The following is a 14,977-nucleotide window of genomic DNA, read 5'->3' as shown; positions in this document are numbered from 1 at the left end:
CTTCTGTTCATTATGATTAGCAAATGGTTAGAAATGACTAGAAAGATAAGGCTAATGGATGGAATGCTGATTGGCTCTGCTTTCGCCGATTCTTGCCGTTTGTGTCTGTGCTTTCATGTGGGCTGGCCTGTTGTTTGGAGCGGTTATAAGTATTGGCTAATAGCGCGACAGCCGCGCAGCCGCATAAGGCCAGATGCCCCGTTTGTTCGGGAATTGCTATTCTGACGTTCGCTCACAGGTGAAATGGTGGAAAATGATGGCAAGCGGCAGGGAAAGGGAAAGGTGCGCGCATGGGTGAGCGTTCGTTGAAGGCGGTTGCGAAGGCGCTGGCGGGTTGGGTGGACGCTTGCCCCACCGAGCGCGCCGACGGCTGCGCGCTTGCGAAGGGCGCGGGCTTTCCTGCCGGCGACGCGCTGCGCGAGATGCGCCTGCAGCGCGTGCTGGCCAACACCACGTACTTCCGCCATTACCCCAACCCGACGCACAATCCCATCGTCGAGCAGCTGTGCGTGCATCTTGACGCCGTGGGCATGAGCGGCAACTTCCTGACGGGGAAGGACCCGCTGAAGCACTTCTCATCAGGCGAAACGTTCCTGCCGCGCTCGAAGCGCAATGTGGACGCGCACTACGCGAAGCCGCTGGTCGAGGTTATCGAGGAGCAGCTTGATGCGCTACTTTCCGACGCGTCGTTCACGCCGCAGCAGCGCGAAGAGGCCGTCGCCATCGCCGCGGCCATGGAAGACGAGCTGCTGTTCTACGACGGGCTGCGCGCGCAGGCGAAGCGCCAGGCGGAAATCGGCGACAACACGTTTATGCTGCGGGCGTTTCGCCGGCTTGTTCCCATTTGGGTTGCGAAGCAGGATTGCTGCAAGGTTTGGCAGCCGTTTTCGGGCAATCGCGGCCCCGGCGCGAAGCCGGTGGCGCTTGACGCCGCGTTCGCGCCGAACCTGTTCGGCAGCCGCTTTTTCGACACGGAACGCTGGTGGGGCTGCTGCCCGGGCGAGGCGTGGGGCGAAGGCGAGGGCGAAGAGGCGCTGGTGGCTGAGCCCATCAATGCGCTTATCGACGAGATCGTGCGTAACGACGAGGGCATCGAGGCCATGCGCGGCGAACGCTTCCGGGCGCTGATGGTTGAGAATCGGGCGCGTTACGTCGCGCTGGTCGAGGCCGCCGTACGGCCGGGCGGGCCATTCGTGCCCGATAGCATGGTGGACGACCCGCGCGGCGGCACGGCTGAGGCGCGCGAGCTGCTCGTGGAGCTGTCGGTTGCCGATTTATTCCGGTCGTTCGACGCTGCGTTGTTCCCCGAGGCGCTCAAGTGCAAGGCGAACCTGGTGTTCGGCGTGTACTTGGCGCCGGTGGTGGGCATCGTCAACTGCCAGGAGCTGCCGTTTGCCTTTGCGGGCGAGGGCTCGCTTGGCGAAGGCACCGTGGAAGCTTCGGACTGCGTGCCGCGCGGGCTTGGCGACAACGTTGCGCTGGGCATCGGCGCGCCGCCCGTTACCATCAGCGTGAATCATGCGTTGTCGGGCGCCGCGTTCACCGCCAGCAGGGCCATCGAGTTTCCCGCAACCGAAGCGGACGTGCCGGGTGGCGCGTTGCTGTGCATCGTGGGGCGGCGTTACGATAGCTCGAAGTGGGATGGGCTGCGCCGCGCGCTGTCGGGCGTGGCGCGGGCGTATTTCGGCGTCGGTGTTGCTGCGGGTGTGAGCGAGGGCGAAGACGCGTTTGCGGGCGACGGTTCGCGTGGTGCGCTGCGCACGGGCATGGATTCGGAAGCTGAATCGAATGCCGGCTTCGAAGCGGATTCGGGCATTGTTGCGGGCGCGCCCGCTGCCGAGGGTGCGCGCGGCATGTCGTATGCGGAACGCTTCGTTGACCAGGAGATAGATGCCGTGTTCGGCGCAGACGAGCAGCGTTGGGTTCCGTTGGTGAAGCGCCTAGTGCGTGAGGAATGCTTCCCGGCGAACGCCGCGGCGAGCCTTGGTTTCGCGCGTTTACGCGATGGCTTCGAGCGCGCTGTGCAGCGGTTCTGCGCCAGCCCGGAAGTGGCGGCCGCGCCCGAAGAGGCGCCGTCGAAAACAACGCTGCGCAAGTGCCTGTTCCAGGGCAGCGGCAGCATCGTGGCCGCCCTGGAAGCCCAGGAGCTCGATAGCCTGTATGCGCTTGCGAGGCGCGTGGGGTGGAACGCCGCCGCGGCGCGCCTTACGCAGCTACGGGTGGAAGACGACTTCGGGTTCGTCGACCACGGCGCCGTCAAGGTGGCTCAGGCGGTTGCGGCCGGCGCCAGCGGCGTTAAGGTGCCGGCGCGCGACCGCATGCTCGACATCTCGCGCAACCAGCTGCTTGCCCAACTGCGTGCGTGCGTGGCGGCCGCGATACCGCCCGCGTTTGGCCCGGTGGGGAAGCGCCTGTTCGCGCCCACCATCATGGATTTCCTGACATGCGGCGTGCTTGCGTGGGCCGAATCAGAAGGCGAAAAAAACGCTCCCGCTGCTGGAGTCGTGCCTATCCGCCGCGTTCGACCGCTTCGTTGCGTTCGAGAAGAGCATCACGCTCGAGTGCCGTCCCGCCGGCGTCGAGCTCGACGAGGAAGCGGCGCGGCACCTGCGCGTCATCAGCAGCAGGCACGTGGCGCTGTTCCTTGACGAGCGCAACGGGCACCGCTTCAGCGCGGCGTGCCTGGACGGCAAGAACGGCATCATTGCCGACACGGACGCCGCGCCGACCCAGTTCAGCCTGTCGCGCCATGACGACGCAGCCGCCCGTCGCCTCGACCGCGCACGCCGCTTCGCCCGCCAGCCCGACCTGCCGCTAGCGCCCGAAGGCACCGTGTTCACCCTAAGCCCCTACGACGTGCTCGAAATCCCCGTCTACGAAGGCGTAACCATCCGCATCAGCGACTAAACGCAGAAAACCTGACAAATGACCTGTCCCTTTGTCAGGTTTTCGGGCGGGAGGCGCCCCGTCGCGCGTTTTACTTGCTGTCGGAAATCAGTTCAGCTTCGATGGTGCCGGCGCGCATGGTGTAGGCACGTGTGCAGAACTCGCTCATGAGCGGCATGTTGTGCGTGATGAAAAGAAACGCTGTGTTCGTTTCCTTGCGCAGCTCTTTCAGCAGTTCCATGATACGCGCCTGCACCGTCACATCAAGCGCGCTTGTCGGCTCGTCGCATATGAGCAACCGTGGGCTTGCGATGATGGCGCGGGCGATGGCCGCCCTTTGGCATTCGCCGCCGGATAGCTCGAAGCAGCGCTTCGACGCGTACGACGCGGGCAGACCGACCGCTTCAAGCAGTTCTGAAACTCGTTTCTTCGCGCTTTTGCGGTCGTAGCCTTCCTGGTACACTAGTCCTTCTCGTATGCCGTCGCCGATACTCATGGATGGCGAGAACGAAGCCTCGGGGTTCTGGAAAATCATCTGCATGCCAAGCCACGTTTTGCGCAGGTTCCGTTTTGCCTCAAGGCTCAGCTTCTTGTCGGCTGCCACTGTTTGGCCGCAAAACGTTACGGAGCCCTGATCGGCCTTTTCAAGTCGGGCGATAATGCGCGCAAGGGTCGATTTGCCGCACCCGCTTGGGCCGATCAGTCCCACGCATTCGCCCGGCATGACGTCGATCGACGCATTCGAGAGTGCCTGGAACTCGCCTTTCGAGTGCGGGTCGGGATACGTTTTCGACACGCCCTGCACGCTCAAAAGCGCTTCCGCGGAATCAAGCGCCTGGTTCGTCATAGCGCGACCCTCCTGTAGCTTCGTTCCATCTTGGGCACGGAATCGACAAGCGTTCGCGTATACGGATCCCGGGGGCGCTCGAGCACCTCTTCGCGCGAGCCCGATTCCACGATTTCCCCGTCGTGCATGACCATGATGCGCGGTGCCAGCTCGGCTGCAAGCTCGATGTCGTGGGTCACTAGCAGCAGAGCGACCCCGTCAACCTCGTTCACCTTGCGAAGCAGATTGGCGACCTTTTTACGGTTGTCGCTGTCCAGCGCGCTTGTAGGCTCGTCGGCAAGAAGCAGCTGCGGGGCTCCCGCAAGCGCGATGGCCAAGGCCACGCGCTGGCACAGGCCGCCCGACAGCTCGGACGGAAGCGAGGACAAAACGCGCTCCCCGTCCGTCACGCCCATGCGCTCAAGCAGCTCAAGCTTCGTGCCCGCATCCGCGCGCATGCCGTGCGCTCGCAAGCTCTCGTCGAATTGTCGTCCAACGCTGAAAAGCGGGTCGAACGATTCCTGGCCGTTTTGGAAGACGTATTTCGCGCCCTCGCATCGGTACGCGCGCAGCGTTTTGCCGCGAAGCCCCAGAACGTCTTGTCCCGCATAGCGAATGCCCCCTGCGTCAACACGCAGCGCTTTCGGCGCCAGGCCGGCGATGGTTTTGAGCAGCGTGGATTTGCCCGAGCCGCTTTCGCCCACAAGGGCAACGCTTTCGCCGGAGCGCATGTTGAAGCTAATGGAACGAAGAACCTGAGTGCCCCCGAAAGAGGCGCTCAGGTTCGAAACTTCCAAGAGCGGCTGTTGAGCACAATCTTGCATCAAGAAGACTTTCTATTTGACGTCGGTGTCAACGGTGACGAAATAGTACTCAGACGGAGCAGCGTCAAGGCCGCTGACGTTCTTGTCGTAAACAACCGTGGACTCGGAGTTGGCGAAGAACACGAACGGCAGGTCGTTGAGGACTTTCTGGCTGATTTGCTTCGCGATGGTGTTGCGCTCGCTCTCGTCGAACGTGGTGTTGAGCTTTGCGACGAGCGCGTCAACATCGGGGTTCGAGTACTTGCCGAAGTTGTTCGAAGAGGTGCTTGCGAAGGCGATGTTGGCGAAGTAGGCCGGGTTGCCGGTCGGGGCCATCGCGTAGCTGTCAAGCGCCATGTCGGGGTCGTCCTTGGCGAACGTCTCGGCGTCTTCCATGAAGTAATCCGTCGGGACGATGTTGAGCTTGATGCCAGCCTGGGCAAGCTTCGACTGGAGGTCGTCTGCAAGCTGGACGAAGCGCTCGTACTTGGTGCAGGTGTACAGGTCGAGCTCCACGGGGGTGCCGCCAAGCTCGCGCACGCCGTCGTTGTCGGTGTCGACGATGCCGGCGGCCTCAAGGGCCTTGCTAGCTGCGTCCACATCGCAAGAAGAAACCGTGACGTCAAGGCCGTCCGTGCCGCCGAACGGCAGAGTCGGGCTGTACACGCCCCAAGAAGCGGTGGACGAGCCCTTGCAGATGGTGTCAGCGTAGCCGTTGCGGTCGATGCAGTAAGCAACTGCCTCGCGGATCGCGTCGTTCTGGATTAGGGGATGCGTCATGTTCATGCGAATGAAGTCGGCGCGAGAGTTCGTGCGTTGGGACACCTGATAGTCGCCGGAAGCCTCCAGCGTGGTAAGCGTGGATGCGGAAGGCATGGCTACGGCCTGGATTTCGCCGTTCTGCATCGCCATCGTGATGGCGTTGTCGTCGGCGAAGCAGGTGAGCGTCACTTCGGAAAGCTTAGGCGTGCCGTTCCAGTAGTTCTCGTTGGGAACCATGACGATATGATCCTCGGCCTTGAACTCCTTCATGACGTAGGGGCCGGTGCCCGGGGTGGACTTGGCGTAGTTCACATCATCGCCAACGTAGTACACGCACAGCAGCGGATCGCACAGGGTGTTCTCCAGGGAAGGGAGCGCCTCTTTGGTGGTGATGGTCAGCGTGTTGCCGTCAGCTTCAAGAGACTCGTAGTCCAAAACTTCCGTGGCGCGGGAATTTTCGGCATACGTGCGCTCCCAGGCGGTCTTGACCGCGTTTGCGTCCACGGACTTGCCGTTCGAGAACTTGATGCCGTCGTTGAGCGTGACAATCCACGTGCGGTCGTCCTGGCGCTCAACCTGCTTGGCCAGCCAAGGCTCGGGGCCCAGATCGTCGCTCACCTTGCAGAGATTCTCGACGATTCCGTAGTAGGACAGATACCAGCTATCCCAATCGGATGCCGGATCCATGCTCTCGGCGTAGAAGTACGTCGTCGAGCCCGCGTGCAAGGTCTTTTCGGTGCTTGCCGAAGATGCCTTGCTCTCGGTGGAGGCATCGTTGCCGGCGCAGCCGACCATCGTCAGCGCCGCCGCAAGCAGTCCGGCGAAAAGCATGGTGGCGAAGATGCGCCCGATGCCCTTTTTCGTCATTTCCATTGTTACTCCTGTAGTACTCATTTTCTTACCGTCAAACTGTTTCGATAAGGTTTTCACCCTCATAGTTTCGCCTTGCCCTTCGTAAGAGGCCTCACCTTCCTTTCCCTTCCCTTTCTTCCCAGAAGCTTCGATATGAAGCTTGGATTGGTTTTGGATGCTTGCGGCGCGTTCCTTGCGTCAAGCGCATCGCGAAGCGAGTCGCCGAGGAAATTGAAAAGCACCACGGCGATGAACAGCGCAACCATGGGCACGAGCATGCACCACAGCGCGTATTGGAATGTCGGTTGAGCCTCGGCGATCATGGTGCCCCATTCGTTCGTGGGCCGCTCGGGCCCAAGTCCGATGAACGAAAGCCCTGCCATCGTAAGGATGATGTCGCTCATGGAAAGCGCGCCCATGATGGCGATGGGGCCTGCGATTTCGGGAACAAGGTACTTGAGGATGATCGAAGGGGTTCTCGCCCCGCACATGCGCGCGGCTTTGAGGCAATCTGAGCGCTTGAACGAGATGGCGATGCTGCGCGTTAGGCGGGCGAACTGAGTCCAGTACACCGCCGCGATGGCGATGATCATGTTGATCGTCCCTTGGCCGAGTATTCCCGCGATGGCAACGGCTAAAACGAAGCTCGGGAAGGCTTGGAAAGCGGTGACCACCTTGTTCACCAGGTAGTCCGCCGCGCCTCCGGCGTATCCGCCGAGAAGCCCAGCGAACGTGCCGATTACCACCACGACAAGCAGGACGCCGAATCCAAGGAGCACCGATTCCCGGCCGCCCGCAAGCGTTCTGAGCAGAACGTCTCTGCCACCTTGATCGCTTCCCAGCAAGAATCCGTCGGTGCCGGGTGCTTTCAGGGCTTTCGCAAGCTCGGTTGCATTCGGGTCGCCGGGGATGACAAGGGGCGCGATCAGAAGCATCAGCACGAAGGTGACGCACGCGACAAGCGCAATGATGAAGGTTGTTTTCTGTCGTCCGCTACGCATGCGAGCCCCCTTGCGCCTTGAGCGTCTTGCGCGTGCGGTGCTTTTTGATTCCCTCGCCTTTGATTCTTGGGTCGATAAAGCGGTACGAGGCATCGATGATCCCGTTCATGACAAGGTATATGACGGCCATGGTCAGGGCATACGCGCCGATAAACGGGTAATCCCTGTGGCCGATGGCCTCGATGGACTCGAAGCCAAGCCCTGGCCAGTGAAAGATGCTTTCGACGATGGCCGACCCGCCAAGAAGCATGCCCAGGGAAACCCCCACAAGGGTGAGAAGGGGAACGGAGATGTTTCTGAGCACGTGCACCCAAAGGATGCGCGCTTCGCCGACGCCGCGCGATCGCAGGCCGTTCACATAGGGCTTCGACATTTGCTCGATGGCGTAGGCGCGTATCTGGCGCGAGAACCACGCAGTCAGCGGCAGCGCAAGCGCAAGCGTGGGAAGTGCGATTCCCGATAGGTTACGCGTCGACAGAACCCCCACCATCTTGAGCTTGACCGAGAAGACGTAGAGCAGCAAAAGCGCTATGAAAAACGACGGCATGGAGTTGAAAAGGTAGGTCACCGCGCGCATTGCGTGATCGAACAGCCCCCCTTGACGCTGCGCGCACATCAAGCCAATCGGAACGCCAAGCAACAGCGTGAGTGCCATGGCCGCGAACGAAAGCGCCAGCGTATAAGGGATGGCCCCGAATAGCGTTTCGGCTACAGGAGCTCCGTTTCGGTATGATTCGCCAAGATCCCCGTGAAGGACGTTTGCGATCCATTGCAGGTATTGCACCATGAAGGGCTGGTCAAGGCCGAGCTCGGCGCGCTTCGCGGCAAGCTGCTCTTCGGTCGGGGCTATTCCCATGGAAGTGAATGAATGGACGGCGGCATCGGAGGGGGACAGGTAAGACAGCAAAAACGCCATCAGCGTGACCAGCATGACCACGATGAAGGCCCCCAAGAGCCTTGCTACGAGCTTCTTCATTTTTGGGCTGCCACCATGAACAGGGGAGATGAGGCGTAGAAGGCCTGCTCGCCGGGCGTCCAAACCTTGCGCCAAACGTTGACGTCGGACTGCGCTTCCTTGAACCCTGCGTTTTTTAGGGCGTGAACGTCCCATTTGGGGCGCAACTTGGCCGTCATTGGCAGCTCGCGTGCGATGGCTTCGCATTCGGCCTCTTCGTCCTGGGTGGCCTTCGTGTTGTCCGCCCATCCGAGCTTTGCCGGGTCGGCCTGGTCGCATCGGCGCTCGCTGTCGGTTTCCTCGTCAACGAGGTAGCGATACCAGTTCGCGTCGAAGAACACGAGCCTTCCGCCCGGGCGAAGGATTCGGTGCCATTCTTTGAACGCGGCTAGAGGGTCTTGCATAAGCCAGGTGACGTTGCGCATCACGATAAGGTCGAAGGACTCGTTCGGGAAATCGGTATGGGACGCGTCGCCGATTCTAAAGGAGACGCGCTCGGGGACGCCGTAGGTGGCGACGTTGGTGCGGGCTTGCTCGATCATTTTCTCGCTGAAGTCCATTCCGATAACCTTGCAGCCAAGCGAGGACAAAAGCGTGCAGAAGAAGCCGGGGCCGCATCCAAGATCAAGCGCAGCCAGCTCTGCGGCGCCATGTTCGCGTTTGCTGTTTTGCATGCTGATTTGGGCGATGTGACTGTTGAGGATGGTGCGCCATTCGGCATAGTTGGCAGACCCGAACTCGGTAACCACGCCGTTCGAATAGGTCTGCGACCTGCGATTCCAATAACGAACAATGCGGTCGATTCGAGATGCCGCGTCGGCAGCTGAATCATCGCGAACTCTATATGACATTGCTAACCTTTCCCTTTTGAATCGAAAAGGTAACACAATTGTGCCCGAATGGTGTTACGAATTGAGAAAAGGTAACATTAAAGTATATCGGCTTGCGTGATAGGTTGCAGGGCGTGACGGGGAACGAAACCTGTCCCCTTGTCAGGCTTCGCTGCCTTCGCTAGCGCTTGTTGTAGCGGTAGGCTATCCAGGGGCGGGAGGCGGCTAGTCCGTCGATGGTGCTGCGGTGGAACGTTTCGCCGGCTTTGCGGGCGTGTGCGGCTTCGTCGATGCGATCCCACAGGCCGGCTTCAAGCGTGGCGTCCGTGACTTTCGTCATGTACGCCAAGTCCAGGTCGATGGGCGAAAGTGCCCACATGCGCAGTAGCGACAGCTTCGCCGTGGTCAGGTACTCGGCCATGACGTCGTACTCGAACGGCGTCATGCAGACATGCGCACGGCGACACGCAGAAGCGGCGGTGCGTGGAAAGCATGGCGAACAGGTCGTCGTCGGGCTCAAGATCGCCGTCGCGCACCAGCTCGGACTTGGCGGGCACGCAGCGGTAGAACGGGATGCCCGCGTCGTATACCTGGGCCAGCATGCCGCCGGCCATGGTGCCGTACAGGCCCGGGATCCAGTTGGCGTTTATGACTTTGCCGGCGTGGAACTCGTAGATGCCGTGGGCGGCGGGCTCCATGTGGTAGGTCATGGTGCCGTCGGCGGTTTTCTCGCGGTAGATGTTGCCGCGAACGGCCAGGTCACGCAGCGTTTCTTTCGCTTGCTCAAGCGTCATGCCCTCCGCGTCGGCGAACCATTGCGCGCTGAAGAACTCGTTGCGCGGCATGTCCATGCACCACAGCGCCTCCTGCGGCGTGTAGAACCCCTTGAGCATGGCCATTTCGTGGCCGCCTTCGACGGCGCAATAGCCGAAGCCGAACTTGTCAAGATACTCCTGGAATGCGCGGTACACCTCGTCTTCGGTCATGCCGCACGTGGCGAAATCACTCATTGAGACCCCCTTTAACATGAAGTGACGGTGCGTTCAAAGTAACAAGCGAAAACGCGCGTGAAAACGGGCGTGAGACAATTTCGCTGCAGCTGTTTCATGATTGGCAAATAAAAACGATTTCCCTCTTGCAATCGGTGAAACGATGCGGTCGACTGCGCGTTATAAACCTATAGTTATAAGGTGAAAAGTTAAGTGAAGGTGCCGGGCCGGGCGCCGTAAGGAAAGGAAGGGCCGCATGATTGAAAAGGGCTTGGTCGAGCGCATGTGCGCATACAACAAGGCCATCAGCGACCCGAACCGTATGAAGATGATCAAGATCTTGGGCTCGCATCCGGCGAATTCGCTCAACGTCAGCGACATTGCGGAGCTTCTGGGCATCTCGCAGCCTGCGGCCACGAAGCACCTGAAGATCATGGAAGCGGTGGGCCTGTTCACGCGCCAGCGCGAGGGGGCAAGCGTGTACTACGCGCTGTGCCAGCCGGCGCTTGACGAGTATCGCGCGCTGCTTGACCATGCGTTCGAGCACGCGTATTCGCCGTGCATCAACGGTTACGATTGCGCCACGTGTTCGTGCGCTGATACGTGTTCCTGAAAGGACGTGGCCACGCAGATCACCGGCTGGTCGATCTTCTGGCTGGTGGTGGCCATCTGCTTCATCATCCTGTCCAGCATGTGGATTTACGGCATGGCGTACAAGCAGACGCGCGCCGAGAAGGCCATGGTGTTCCCGGGCGACGACTGGATTAAGCCCGGCGAAAAGCACCTGCGCTACGATGCGGGCGTCACCATCGACGCGCCGGCCGAGCGTGTGTGGGCGCTGGTGAAGCAGTCGGGTCAGTCGAAGGCCGGCTGGTACAGCTTCGATTGGCTTGAGCGCTTTTTCACGTTCGATATCCACAACCACTACGACATCCATCCCGAGTGGCAGGATCTCAAACCCGGCGACTACCAGTGGTTCCACCAGGCGCCGCTGTCCATCGGCGAATGGGTGACGTGGGTGTCCGACGAGCCGCCGTACGGCTGGGCGTCGCATTCCGACACGCGCACCGATCCGGGCTACAAGAACCCCGGCCCGAACCAGGAGAAGGCGCTGAAGCTGTGGTTCAAGTACTTCTGCTGGACGTGGAACTGGCTGGTGGTGCCCATTGACAGCAACCGCTGCCGCCTGATCTGGCGCTGCGACTGCACGTTCGCGCGCTACCACCGCCTGAACAAGTACTTCGTCGTGTTCATCCTGGGCACCGCATCCATTGTGATGGGCCGCCGCTACATGGATGTCATGAAGCCGCTGGCCGAAGGCCGTTTCACGTACCCGGACTCCAAGAAGTAGCTGCGAAGGGTTGCCACCTGAAAGGGGATTGTCATGAAGAAGCATTTCGAAACCATCGTGCTGGGTGCGGGGGCTGCCGGCATGAACTGCTGCCTTGAGCTGCAGAAAGAGAACCGCGAGTACCTGCTTATCAGCCCGAACATCGGCGGGCGCATCTGCAACGACGAGCAGCGCCACATGAACTACGGCGCCGTGTTCTACTTTGGCACGTACAAATATATGCTGGCGTCGGGGCTGCTGCAGGGCACCGTCGACGTGCTGCCGAAGCTTTCCATGGGCCAGTGCCACCACGACAACGGCAAGGCCTTCGAGCCGGTGTCCATGACCACCGTGGCCGACGTGCCGTCGCTGTTCGCGTACATGAAGTGGATGCGCGACACGTTCATCCCGCGATACGCCGCGTTCTAGGCCCCTAGCTGCACGAACTGGGCGGGGGTGCCGGCGGTTTGCAGAAGCGCTTTGCCTGTGCCCAGGCCGCCGAAGCGCTGTTCTTGGGAATCGCTGAGCGCGAAGGCTTTCGCGATGGCGTTGCGGTCGTCGCCGTGCGTGCTTGCGAGGGCTATTTTCGTCACGCTGTTCGACAGCACGCCGGCCGGCAAAAGCGCAGGTCGCTGGTCGACGGTGGCGAAGCCGATTCCCGCCGCGCGCAGCTCTGCCAGCGCGCTTTCGTACAGATGCGCGAACGTGGTGGGCTGCCCGCTTGCTTGGTCGATGAGCAGCGAATGCGCCTCTTCCACCACGAACACCGTGTGCAGCGGGCGCGAGCCCAGGCTTCGGCTTGCGCGCATGATGCGCAGCAACAGCAGCATGCCGATGAACGCGCCGTCGTTGGGTCCAAGGTCGGAAAGCTGCAGGACTTTTGCGCGTCCCCCGAAGCTGAGCAGGTCGTTTGCGGTCAGTCCGCGCTTGACGGCGAACGCGGGGTTTTGGCACAGCGCCCGCGCGCGGCTGGTCAAGGCGCCGGCTAGGTCTTGCGTCAGCTTCGCGCTTAGGCACGTTTCCTCTTTCAAATAGGGTTGGATTTGCATAAGGAAGTCGCGCACGGTTGGCCAGTCGGTGCTGGAGCTGGCGAAGCGGTTGGCGTCGATGCGGCGCAGGTGGTACAGGCGCTCGGTAAGCGCGCGCAAGTGCAGGGGAAGCGGCTGCTCCTTCAACCCGTAGACGTCTTCGATGCATGTGCACAGGTCTTGGATCCATACGCGCGGCAGCACGCGCGCATCTACTAGAAACGGGTTCGTCTGCAGCGTGGCGGTTCCGTTTTCGCCGTCGAAACCGAGCGTGGTTGCGGGCACGCCCGCGTTGCGCAGGGCGGCGACGTACTCGACTTTGGCGGGTTCGAGCACGACCACGCTGATGCCGCAGCCCACCAGCTGGGCAATCAACCGCACCATGGCCGTGGTCTTGCCCATGCCGGGCTGGCCCGTCACGCACAAATGGCTTGCCAGCACGCGCACGTCGATGGCGCACGGGCCGCTGTCGCTGTGCCCAAGGGCGATGCGCTCGCCCGATTGCGGCGAAGCGCCGCGCGCAAGGGCGGGCGCGGTTTCGCGGAGCGTGGGCGGCTGGGCGCCTGTTGACAGGGTGTGGGCTCGCGCGGCGAACACGGGCGATGACGCGCGCACGACCTGGCCGCTCTCAAGCGGGTTCAACTTTCCAAGCTTGCTTCCAAACATGGGGAACTCCTTTACTTTCAGGGTTGATCAGGTGGCTACTTAACGAAGCTTCTGACCAGCAAAAACAACAGGCCTATCGAAAGGAGCGCTGGCCCGAAGGCGTCGAACAGGCTTCTGATAAGGCCAGCAAGTGCCGAAGCAAGTCCGCCGCTTACCACGAACCCGAATGCTTGCCAGGCGATGAACGCCAGCGCCAGCAGCAGTACGGCTCCGACGATGAGGATGGTGGCGCTGCTTGCTTGCGCCGCCGGCTGAATCGACGAATGCGTCGTGAGGTTGTTCAGCTCCTGCACCACCAGCGTCCCGTTGCGCTCCTTGACCTTCGCCTGCACGATGTGCCCCTTCGCCACGCTGCCGCTGATGTCGCCGAACACCACCAGCGCGCGCTGTTGCGCGGCCAAGTCGTTGCCGAACGCGTTGATGGGCTCGACGAACAGGGTGGTTTTGTGCGTCTGCGTGCCGAACTCGTAGGGCTTGCCGTCGGCCACCAGCGCCACCCACTTCCCAGACGCGTTTTGAATCGACTGCTGCGCCACCACCTCCACCACGCGCCCGCTGACAATGTCGCCCTGCACCAGGGGCGTTTGCACGCTGTTGCCAAGCGCCTCGCACTCGGCAACGGGGTTCGACATGCTGTTTTCGCTGCTCATGGTTCGCCTTTCGCTCTCTTACTTCCGTGTCTGCATTGTTGCCTTCTCGTTCGCGCGCCGTTGCGCAATGGGGCGCGTTGCCGGTCGACACAATGGGCGCCGGAAGGTGATTCGCTGAAGACAGAAGAGATGCGATATGGCGAAAGCAATCGTCTGACCTGCGAATTTGCCTTCCTTAGAGCTATTTGCGGACAAGGAAGGAGCGTGCGATGTCCGAATTCGACGACGTGGACGAGACGGACGGAGAGGCTGACGAGACGGGCGCGGCCGATATCGAAGTAGGCGCGTGGTGCGTTGCCGGCCTGGTTGCGTTCGATGCGGCCGCCGGCCTTGACTTTCCCGATGAGCTTTCGAGCGGCGAAAGCGGGCTGGACCCCGGTGCATTCGACCCCGGCGGGCAAGAGGTGGTGCCGGCAAACCAGGTGCTCAGCGTTCCCGATGAGGTGGCAAGCCAAGCGGCGCAGTCGCTGAGCGAGTTCGACGAAACGCCGTCCGCTGCGCCGCCGCCCGGCTCGATCGACGAAGCGCTCGACGCCATGACGTACGACGAGCTTGTCGAGGCGCGCGAGCAGCTGGTCGTCGGCAAAGAAGTTTCCGAATACGAAAGCCTCATCGATGGCGTGAACCCGAACTTCGACCCCAACGTGGACAACGTGTACGCGCGTAATTGCGGCGGTTGCGCGTTCGCCACGTGGGAGCGGCTGTCGGGCATCGACCCGCAGGCGCAGGCCGATTGGCGCAACATCGGCACCCTCGGCGGGATGGAGGAGGCGTGCGACATGCGTTTCGCGGATTGCGCGCCTGACCAGCTGGAACAGTTCGCGCGTTCGCAAGGTCCGGGCTGGCACGGCATGTGCGCCATGGAGTGGCCGCCCGACGGCGAAACCGGCCACTGGGTGAACCTGGCCACCAGCGAGACGGGCCACGTGTACGTGCTTGACAGCCAGTGCGGCGAGGTTAGCCTGCTGCGCGACTACGTGCAGGAAAACCCGGCCATTCGCTATCACGTGAATGTGCGATAACCTGGGAAAACAAGCAAGGAAGGATACGATGATGAATGACGGAATGTTTGCGGGCAGCAACAATGCGGCGGGCGAGCCGAGCAACGCCATGCGGCAGGCGGCGGCGCAGCGCTTGGGCTGCGGCGTTGCTGACCTGCGCTTTAGCGAAGTGGGGCCGCAGGTGCCGGGAGCATTTTTCTTCTCGGTCGGCCCGCGCCTTGGCGCGCCGCGCGTGCTGATCGATGCGGCGGGCGAGCAGCTGTGGCGCCCCAGCGCCTATTCGCCAGCGCGTCACACGCGCGAATGGCTTGCCGGCGAACGCAACTAGGAAGGGACGAGGTGGGGCAAAGGGGTAGTCCCTTTGCCCCGCTATGTTGATGTTTGCCCCGCCCCCCCAT

17 protein-coding genes are annotated in these 14,977 nt (G+C 61.8%); 7 read left to right on the top strand and 10 right to left on the bottom strand.

The window, feature by feature from the left end:
- Positions 1–290 precede the first annotated feature (290 nt).
- Both ET524_RS11995 and ET524_RS11600 read left to right on the top strand, forming a co-directional pair.
- Positions 291–2,648 carry a hypothetical protein gene (locus tag ET524_RS11995; RefSeq protein WP_236648301.1) on the top strand — a complete coding sequence of 786 codons (2,358 nt, stop codon included), beginning with the start codon at positions 291–293 and terminating at the stop codon, positions 2,646–2,648.
- Positions 2,632–2,907 (top strand): hypothetical protein, encoded by a 276-nt coding sequence (locus tag ET524_RS11600; protein WP_161566684.1) that lies wholly within the window; start codon positions 2,632–2,634, stop codon positions 2,905–2,907. The genes ET524_RS11995 and ET524_RS11600 overlap by 17 nt, the downstream gene beginning before the upstream one ends.
- A 70-nt stretch (positions 2,908–2,977) precedes the next feature.
- Here ET524_RS11600 and ET524_RS09560 read toward each other — a convergent pair whose 3' ends face one another.
- The 8 genes from ET524_RS09560 to ET524_RS09530 form a co-directional block, all read right to left on the bottom strand.
- Complete coding sequence (locus ET524_RS09560; protein ID WP_129425343.1) at positions 2,978–3,733, bottom strand: ABC transporter ATP-binding protein; 756 nt, start codon at positions 3,731–3,733, stop codon at positions 2,978–2,980.
- The gene (locus ET524_RS09555; RefSeq protein ID WP_129425341.1) at positions 3,730–4,536 is read right to left on the bottom strand and encodes an ABC transporter ATP-binding protein; all 807 of its coding nucleotides are present in this window, start codon (positions 4,534–4,536) and stop codon (positions 3,730–3,732) included. The genes ET524_RS09560 and ET524_RS09555 overlap by 4 nt, the downstream gene beginning before the upstream one ends.
- 12 nt (positions 4,537–4,548) lie before the next feature.
- Positions 4,549–6,150, bottom strand: a complete 1,602-nt coding sequence (locus ET524_RS09550) for an ABC transporter substrate-binding protein (protein ID WP_161566682.1) — start codon at positions 6,148–6,150, stop codon at positions 4,549–4,551.
- 59 nt (positions 6,151–6,209) lie between these two features.
- A complete protein-coding gene (locus ET524_RS09545; protein WP_161566681.1) occupies positions 6,210–7,130 on the bottom strand; it encodes an ABC transporter permease in 921 nt (306 codons plus the stop codon).
- Positions 7,123–8,106, bottom strand: coding sequence for an ABC transporter permease (locus ET524_RS09540; RefSeq protein ID WP_161566680.1), 984 nt, complete (start codon positions 8,104–8,106; stop codon positions 7,123–7,125). Before ET524_RS09540 ends, ET524_RS09545 begins: the two co-directional genes overlap by 8 nt.
- Entirely contained in the window at positions 8,103–8,936 is an 834-nt protein-coding gene (locus ET524_RS09535) for a class I SAM-dependent methyltransferase (RefSeq protein ID WP_129425333.1), read from the bottom strand. Before ET524_RS09535 ends, ET524_RS09540 begins: the two co-directional genes overlap by 4 nt.
- Before the next feature lie 160 nt (positions 8,937–9,096).
- Entirely contained in the window at positions 9,097–9,255 is a 159-nt protein-coding gene (locus tag ET524_RS11595; protein ID WP_161566679.1) for a hypothetical protein, read from the bottom strand.
- Complete coding sequence (locus ET524_RS09530; protein WP_129425331.1) at positions 9,227–9,925, bottom strand: hypothetical protein; 699 nt, start codon at positions 9,923–9,925, stop codon at positions 9,227–9,229. The genes ET524_RS11595 and ET524_RS09530 overlap by 29 nt, the downstream gene beginning before the upstream one ends.
- A 235-nt stretch (positions 9,926–10,160) precedes the next feature.
- Between ET524_RS09530 and ET524_RS09525 the strand changes: the two genes are divergently transcribed.
- The 3 genes from ET524_RS09525 to ET524_RS09515 are packed head-to-tail and all read left to right on the top strand — an operon-like array spanning position 10,161 to position 11,663.
- A complete protein-coding gene (locus ET524_RS09525; protein ID WP_129425329.1) occupies positions 10,161–10,517 on the top strand; it encodes an ArsR/SmtB family transcription factor in 357 nt (118 codons plus the stop codon).
- A 6-nt stretch (positions 10,518–10,523) separates the two neighbouring features.
- Positions 10,524–11,255: a hypothetical protein gene (locus ET524_RS09520; RefSeq protein WP_201738769.1), complete on the top strand. Its 732-nt coding sequence runs from the start codon at positions 10,524–10,526 to the stop codon at positions 11,253–11,255.
- 33 nt (positions 11,256–11,288) lie between these two features.
- Positions 11,289–11,663: an NAD(P)-binding protein gene (locus ET524_RS09515; RefSeq protein WP_201738768.1), complete on the top strand. Its 375-nt coding sequence runs from the start codon at positions 11,289–11,291 to the stop codon at positions 11,661–11,663.
- Here the strand turns inward: ET524_RS09515 and ET524_RS09510 are convergent.
- Both ET524_RS09510 and ET524_RS09505 read right to left on the bottom strand, forming a co-directional pair.
- A complete protein-coding gene (locus ET524_RS09510) occupies positions 11,660–12,928 on the bottom strand; it encodes an ATP-binding protein (RefSeq protein ID WP_129425327.1) in 1,269 nt (422 codons plus the stop codon). The two genes, ET524_RS09515 and ET524_RS09510, sit on opposite strands and share 4 nt — an antisense overlap.
- A gap of 35 nt (positions 12,929–12,963) precedes the next feature.
- Entirely contained in the window at positions 12,964–13,578 is a 615-nt protein-coding gene (locus ET524_RS09505; RefSeq protein WP_129425325.1) for a hypothetical protein, read from the bottom strand.
- Between the two features lie 209 nt (positions 13,579–13,787).
- On the opposite strand from ET524_RS09505, the gene ET524_RS09500 reads away from it, so the two are divergent.
- Both ET524_RS09500 and ET524_RS09495 read left to right on the top strand, forming a co-directional pair.
- Complete coding sequence (locus tag ET524_RS09500) at positions 13,788–14,600, top strand: toxin glutamine deamidase domain-containing protein (RefSeq protein WP_129425323.1); 813 nt, start codon at positions 13,788–13,790, stop codon at positions 14,598–14,600.
- A gap of 28 nt (positions 14,601–14,628) precedes the next feature.
- A complete protein-coding gene (locus tag ET524_RS09495) occupies positions 14,629–14,907 on the top strand; it encodes a hypothetical protein (protein WP_161566678.1) in 279 nt (92 codons plus the stop codon).
- Positions 14,908–14,977 lie beyond the last annotated feature (70 nt).

This window comes from Senegalimassilia faecalis (assembly GCF_004135645.1).
GTDB classification, from domain to species: Bacteria; Actinomycetota; Coriobacteriia; order Coriobacteriales; family Eggerthellaceae; genus Senegalimassilia; species Senegalimassilia faecalis.
This window is presented reverse-complemented; position numbering and strand designations above follow the sequence as displayed.

Coding starts and splice junctions, on each gene's coding strand:
- ET524_RS09525 (WP_129425329.1), top strand. CDS start 10,161: ATGATTGAAAAGGGCTTGGTCGAGCGCATGTGCGCATACAACAAGGCC.
- ET524_RS09535 (WP_129425333.1), bottom strand. CDS start 8,936: ATGTCATATAGAGTTCGCGATGATTCAGCTGCCGACGCGGCATCTCGA.
- ET524_RS09500 (WP_129425323.1), top strand. CDS start 13,788: ATGTCCGAATTCGACGACGTGGACGAGACGGACGGAGAGGCTGACGAG.
- ET524_RS09545 (WP_161566681.1), bottom strand. CDS start 7,130: ATGCGTAGCGGACGACAGAAAACAACCTTCATCATTGCGCTTGTCGCG.
- ET524_RS09515 (WP_201738768.1), top strand. CDS start 11,289: ATGAAGAAGCATTTCGAAACCATCGTGCTGGGTGCGGGGGCTGCCGGC.
- ET524_RS11995 (WP_236648301.1), top strand. CDS start 291: ATGGGTGAGCGTTCGTTGAAGGCGGTTGCGAAGGCGCTGGCGGGTTGG.
- ET524_RS09510 (WP_129425327.1), bottom strand. CDS start 12,928: ATGTTTGGAAGCAAGCTTGGAAAGTTGAACCCGCTTGAGAGCGGCCAG.
- ET524_RS09550 (WP_161566682.1), bottom strand. CDS start 6,150: ATGGAAATGACGAAAAAGGGCATCGGGCGCATCTTCGCCACCATGCTT.
- ET524_RS09505 (WP_129425325.1), bottom strand. CDS start 13,578: ATGAGCAGCGAAAACAGCATGTCGAACCCCGTTGCCGAGTGCGAGGCG.
- ET524_RS09560 (WP_129425343.1), bottom strand. CDS start 3,733: ATGACGAACCAGGCGCTTGATTCCGCGGAAGCGCTTTTGAGCGTGCAG.
- ET524_RS09540 (WP_161566680.1), bottom strand. CDS start 8,106: ATGAAGAAGCTCGTAGCAAGGCTCTTGGGGGCCTTCATCGTGGTCATG.
- ET524_RS11595 (WP_161566679.1), bottom strand. CDS start 9,255: ATGACGAAAGTCACGGACGCCACGCTTGAAGCCGGCCTGTGGGATCGC.
- ET524_RS09530 (WP_129425331.1), bottom strand. CDS start 9,925: ATGAGTGATTTCGCCACGTGCGGCATGACCGAAGACGAGGTGTACCGC.
- ET524_RS09495 (WP_161566678.1), top strand. CDS start 14,629: ATGATGAATGACGGAATGTTTGCGGGCAGCAACAATGCGGCGGGCGAG.
- ET524_RS09555 (WP_129425341.1), bottom strand. CDS start 4,536: ATGCAAGATTGTGCTCAACAGCCGCTCTTGGAAGTTTCGAACCTGAGC.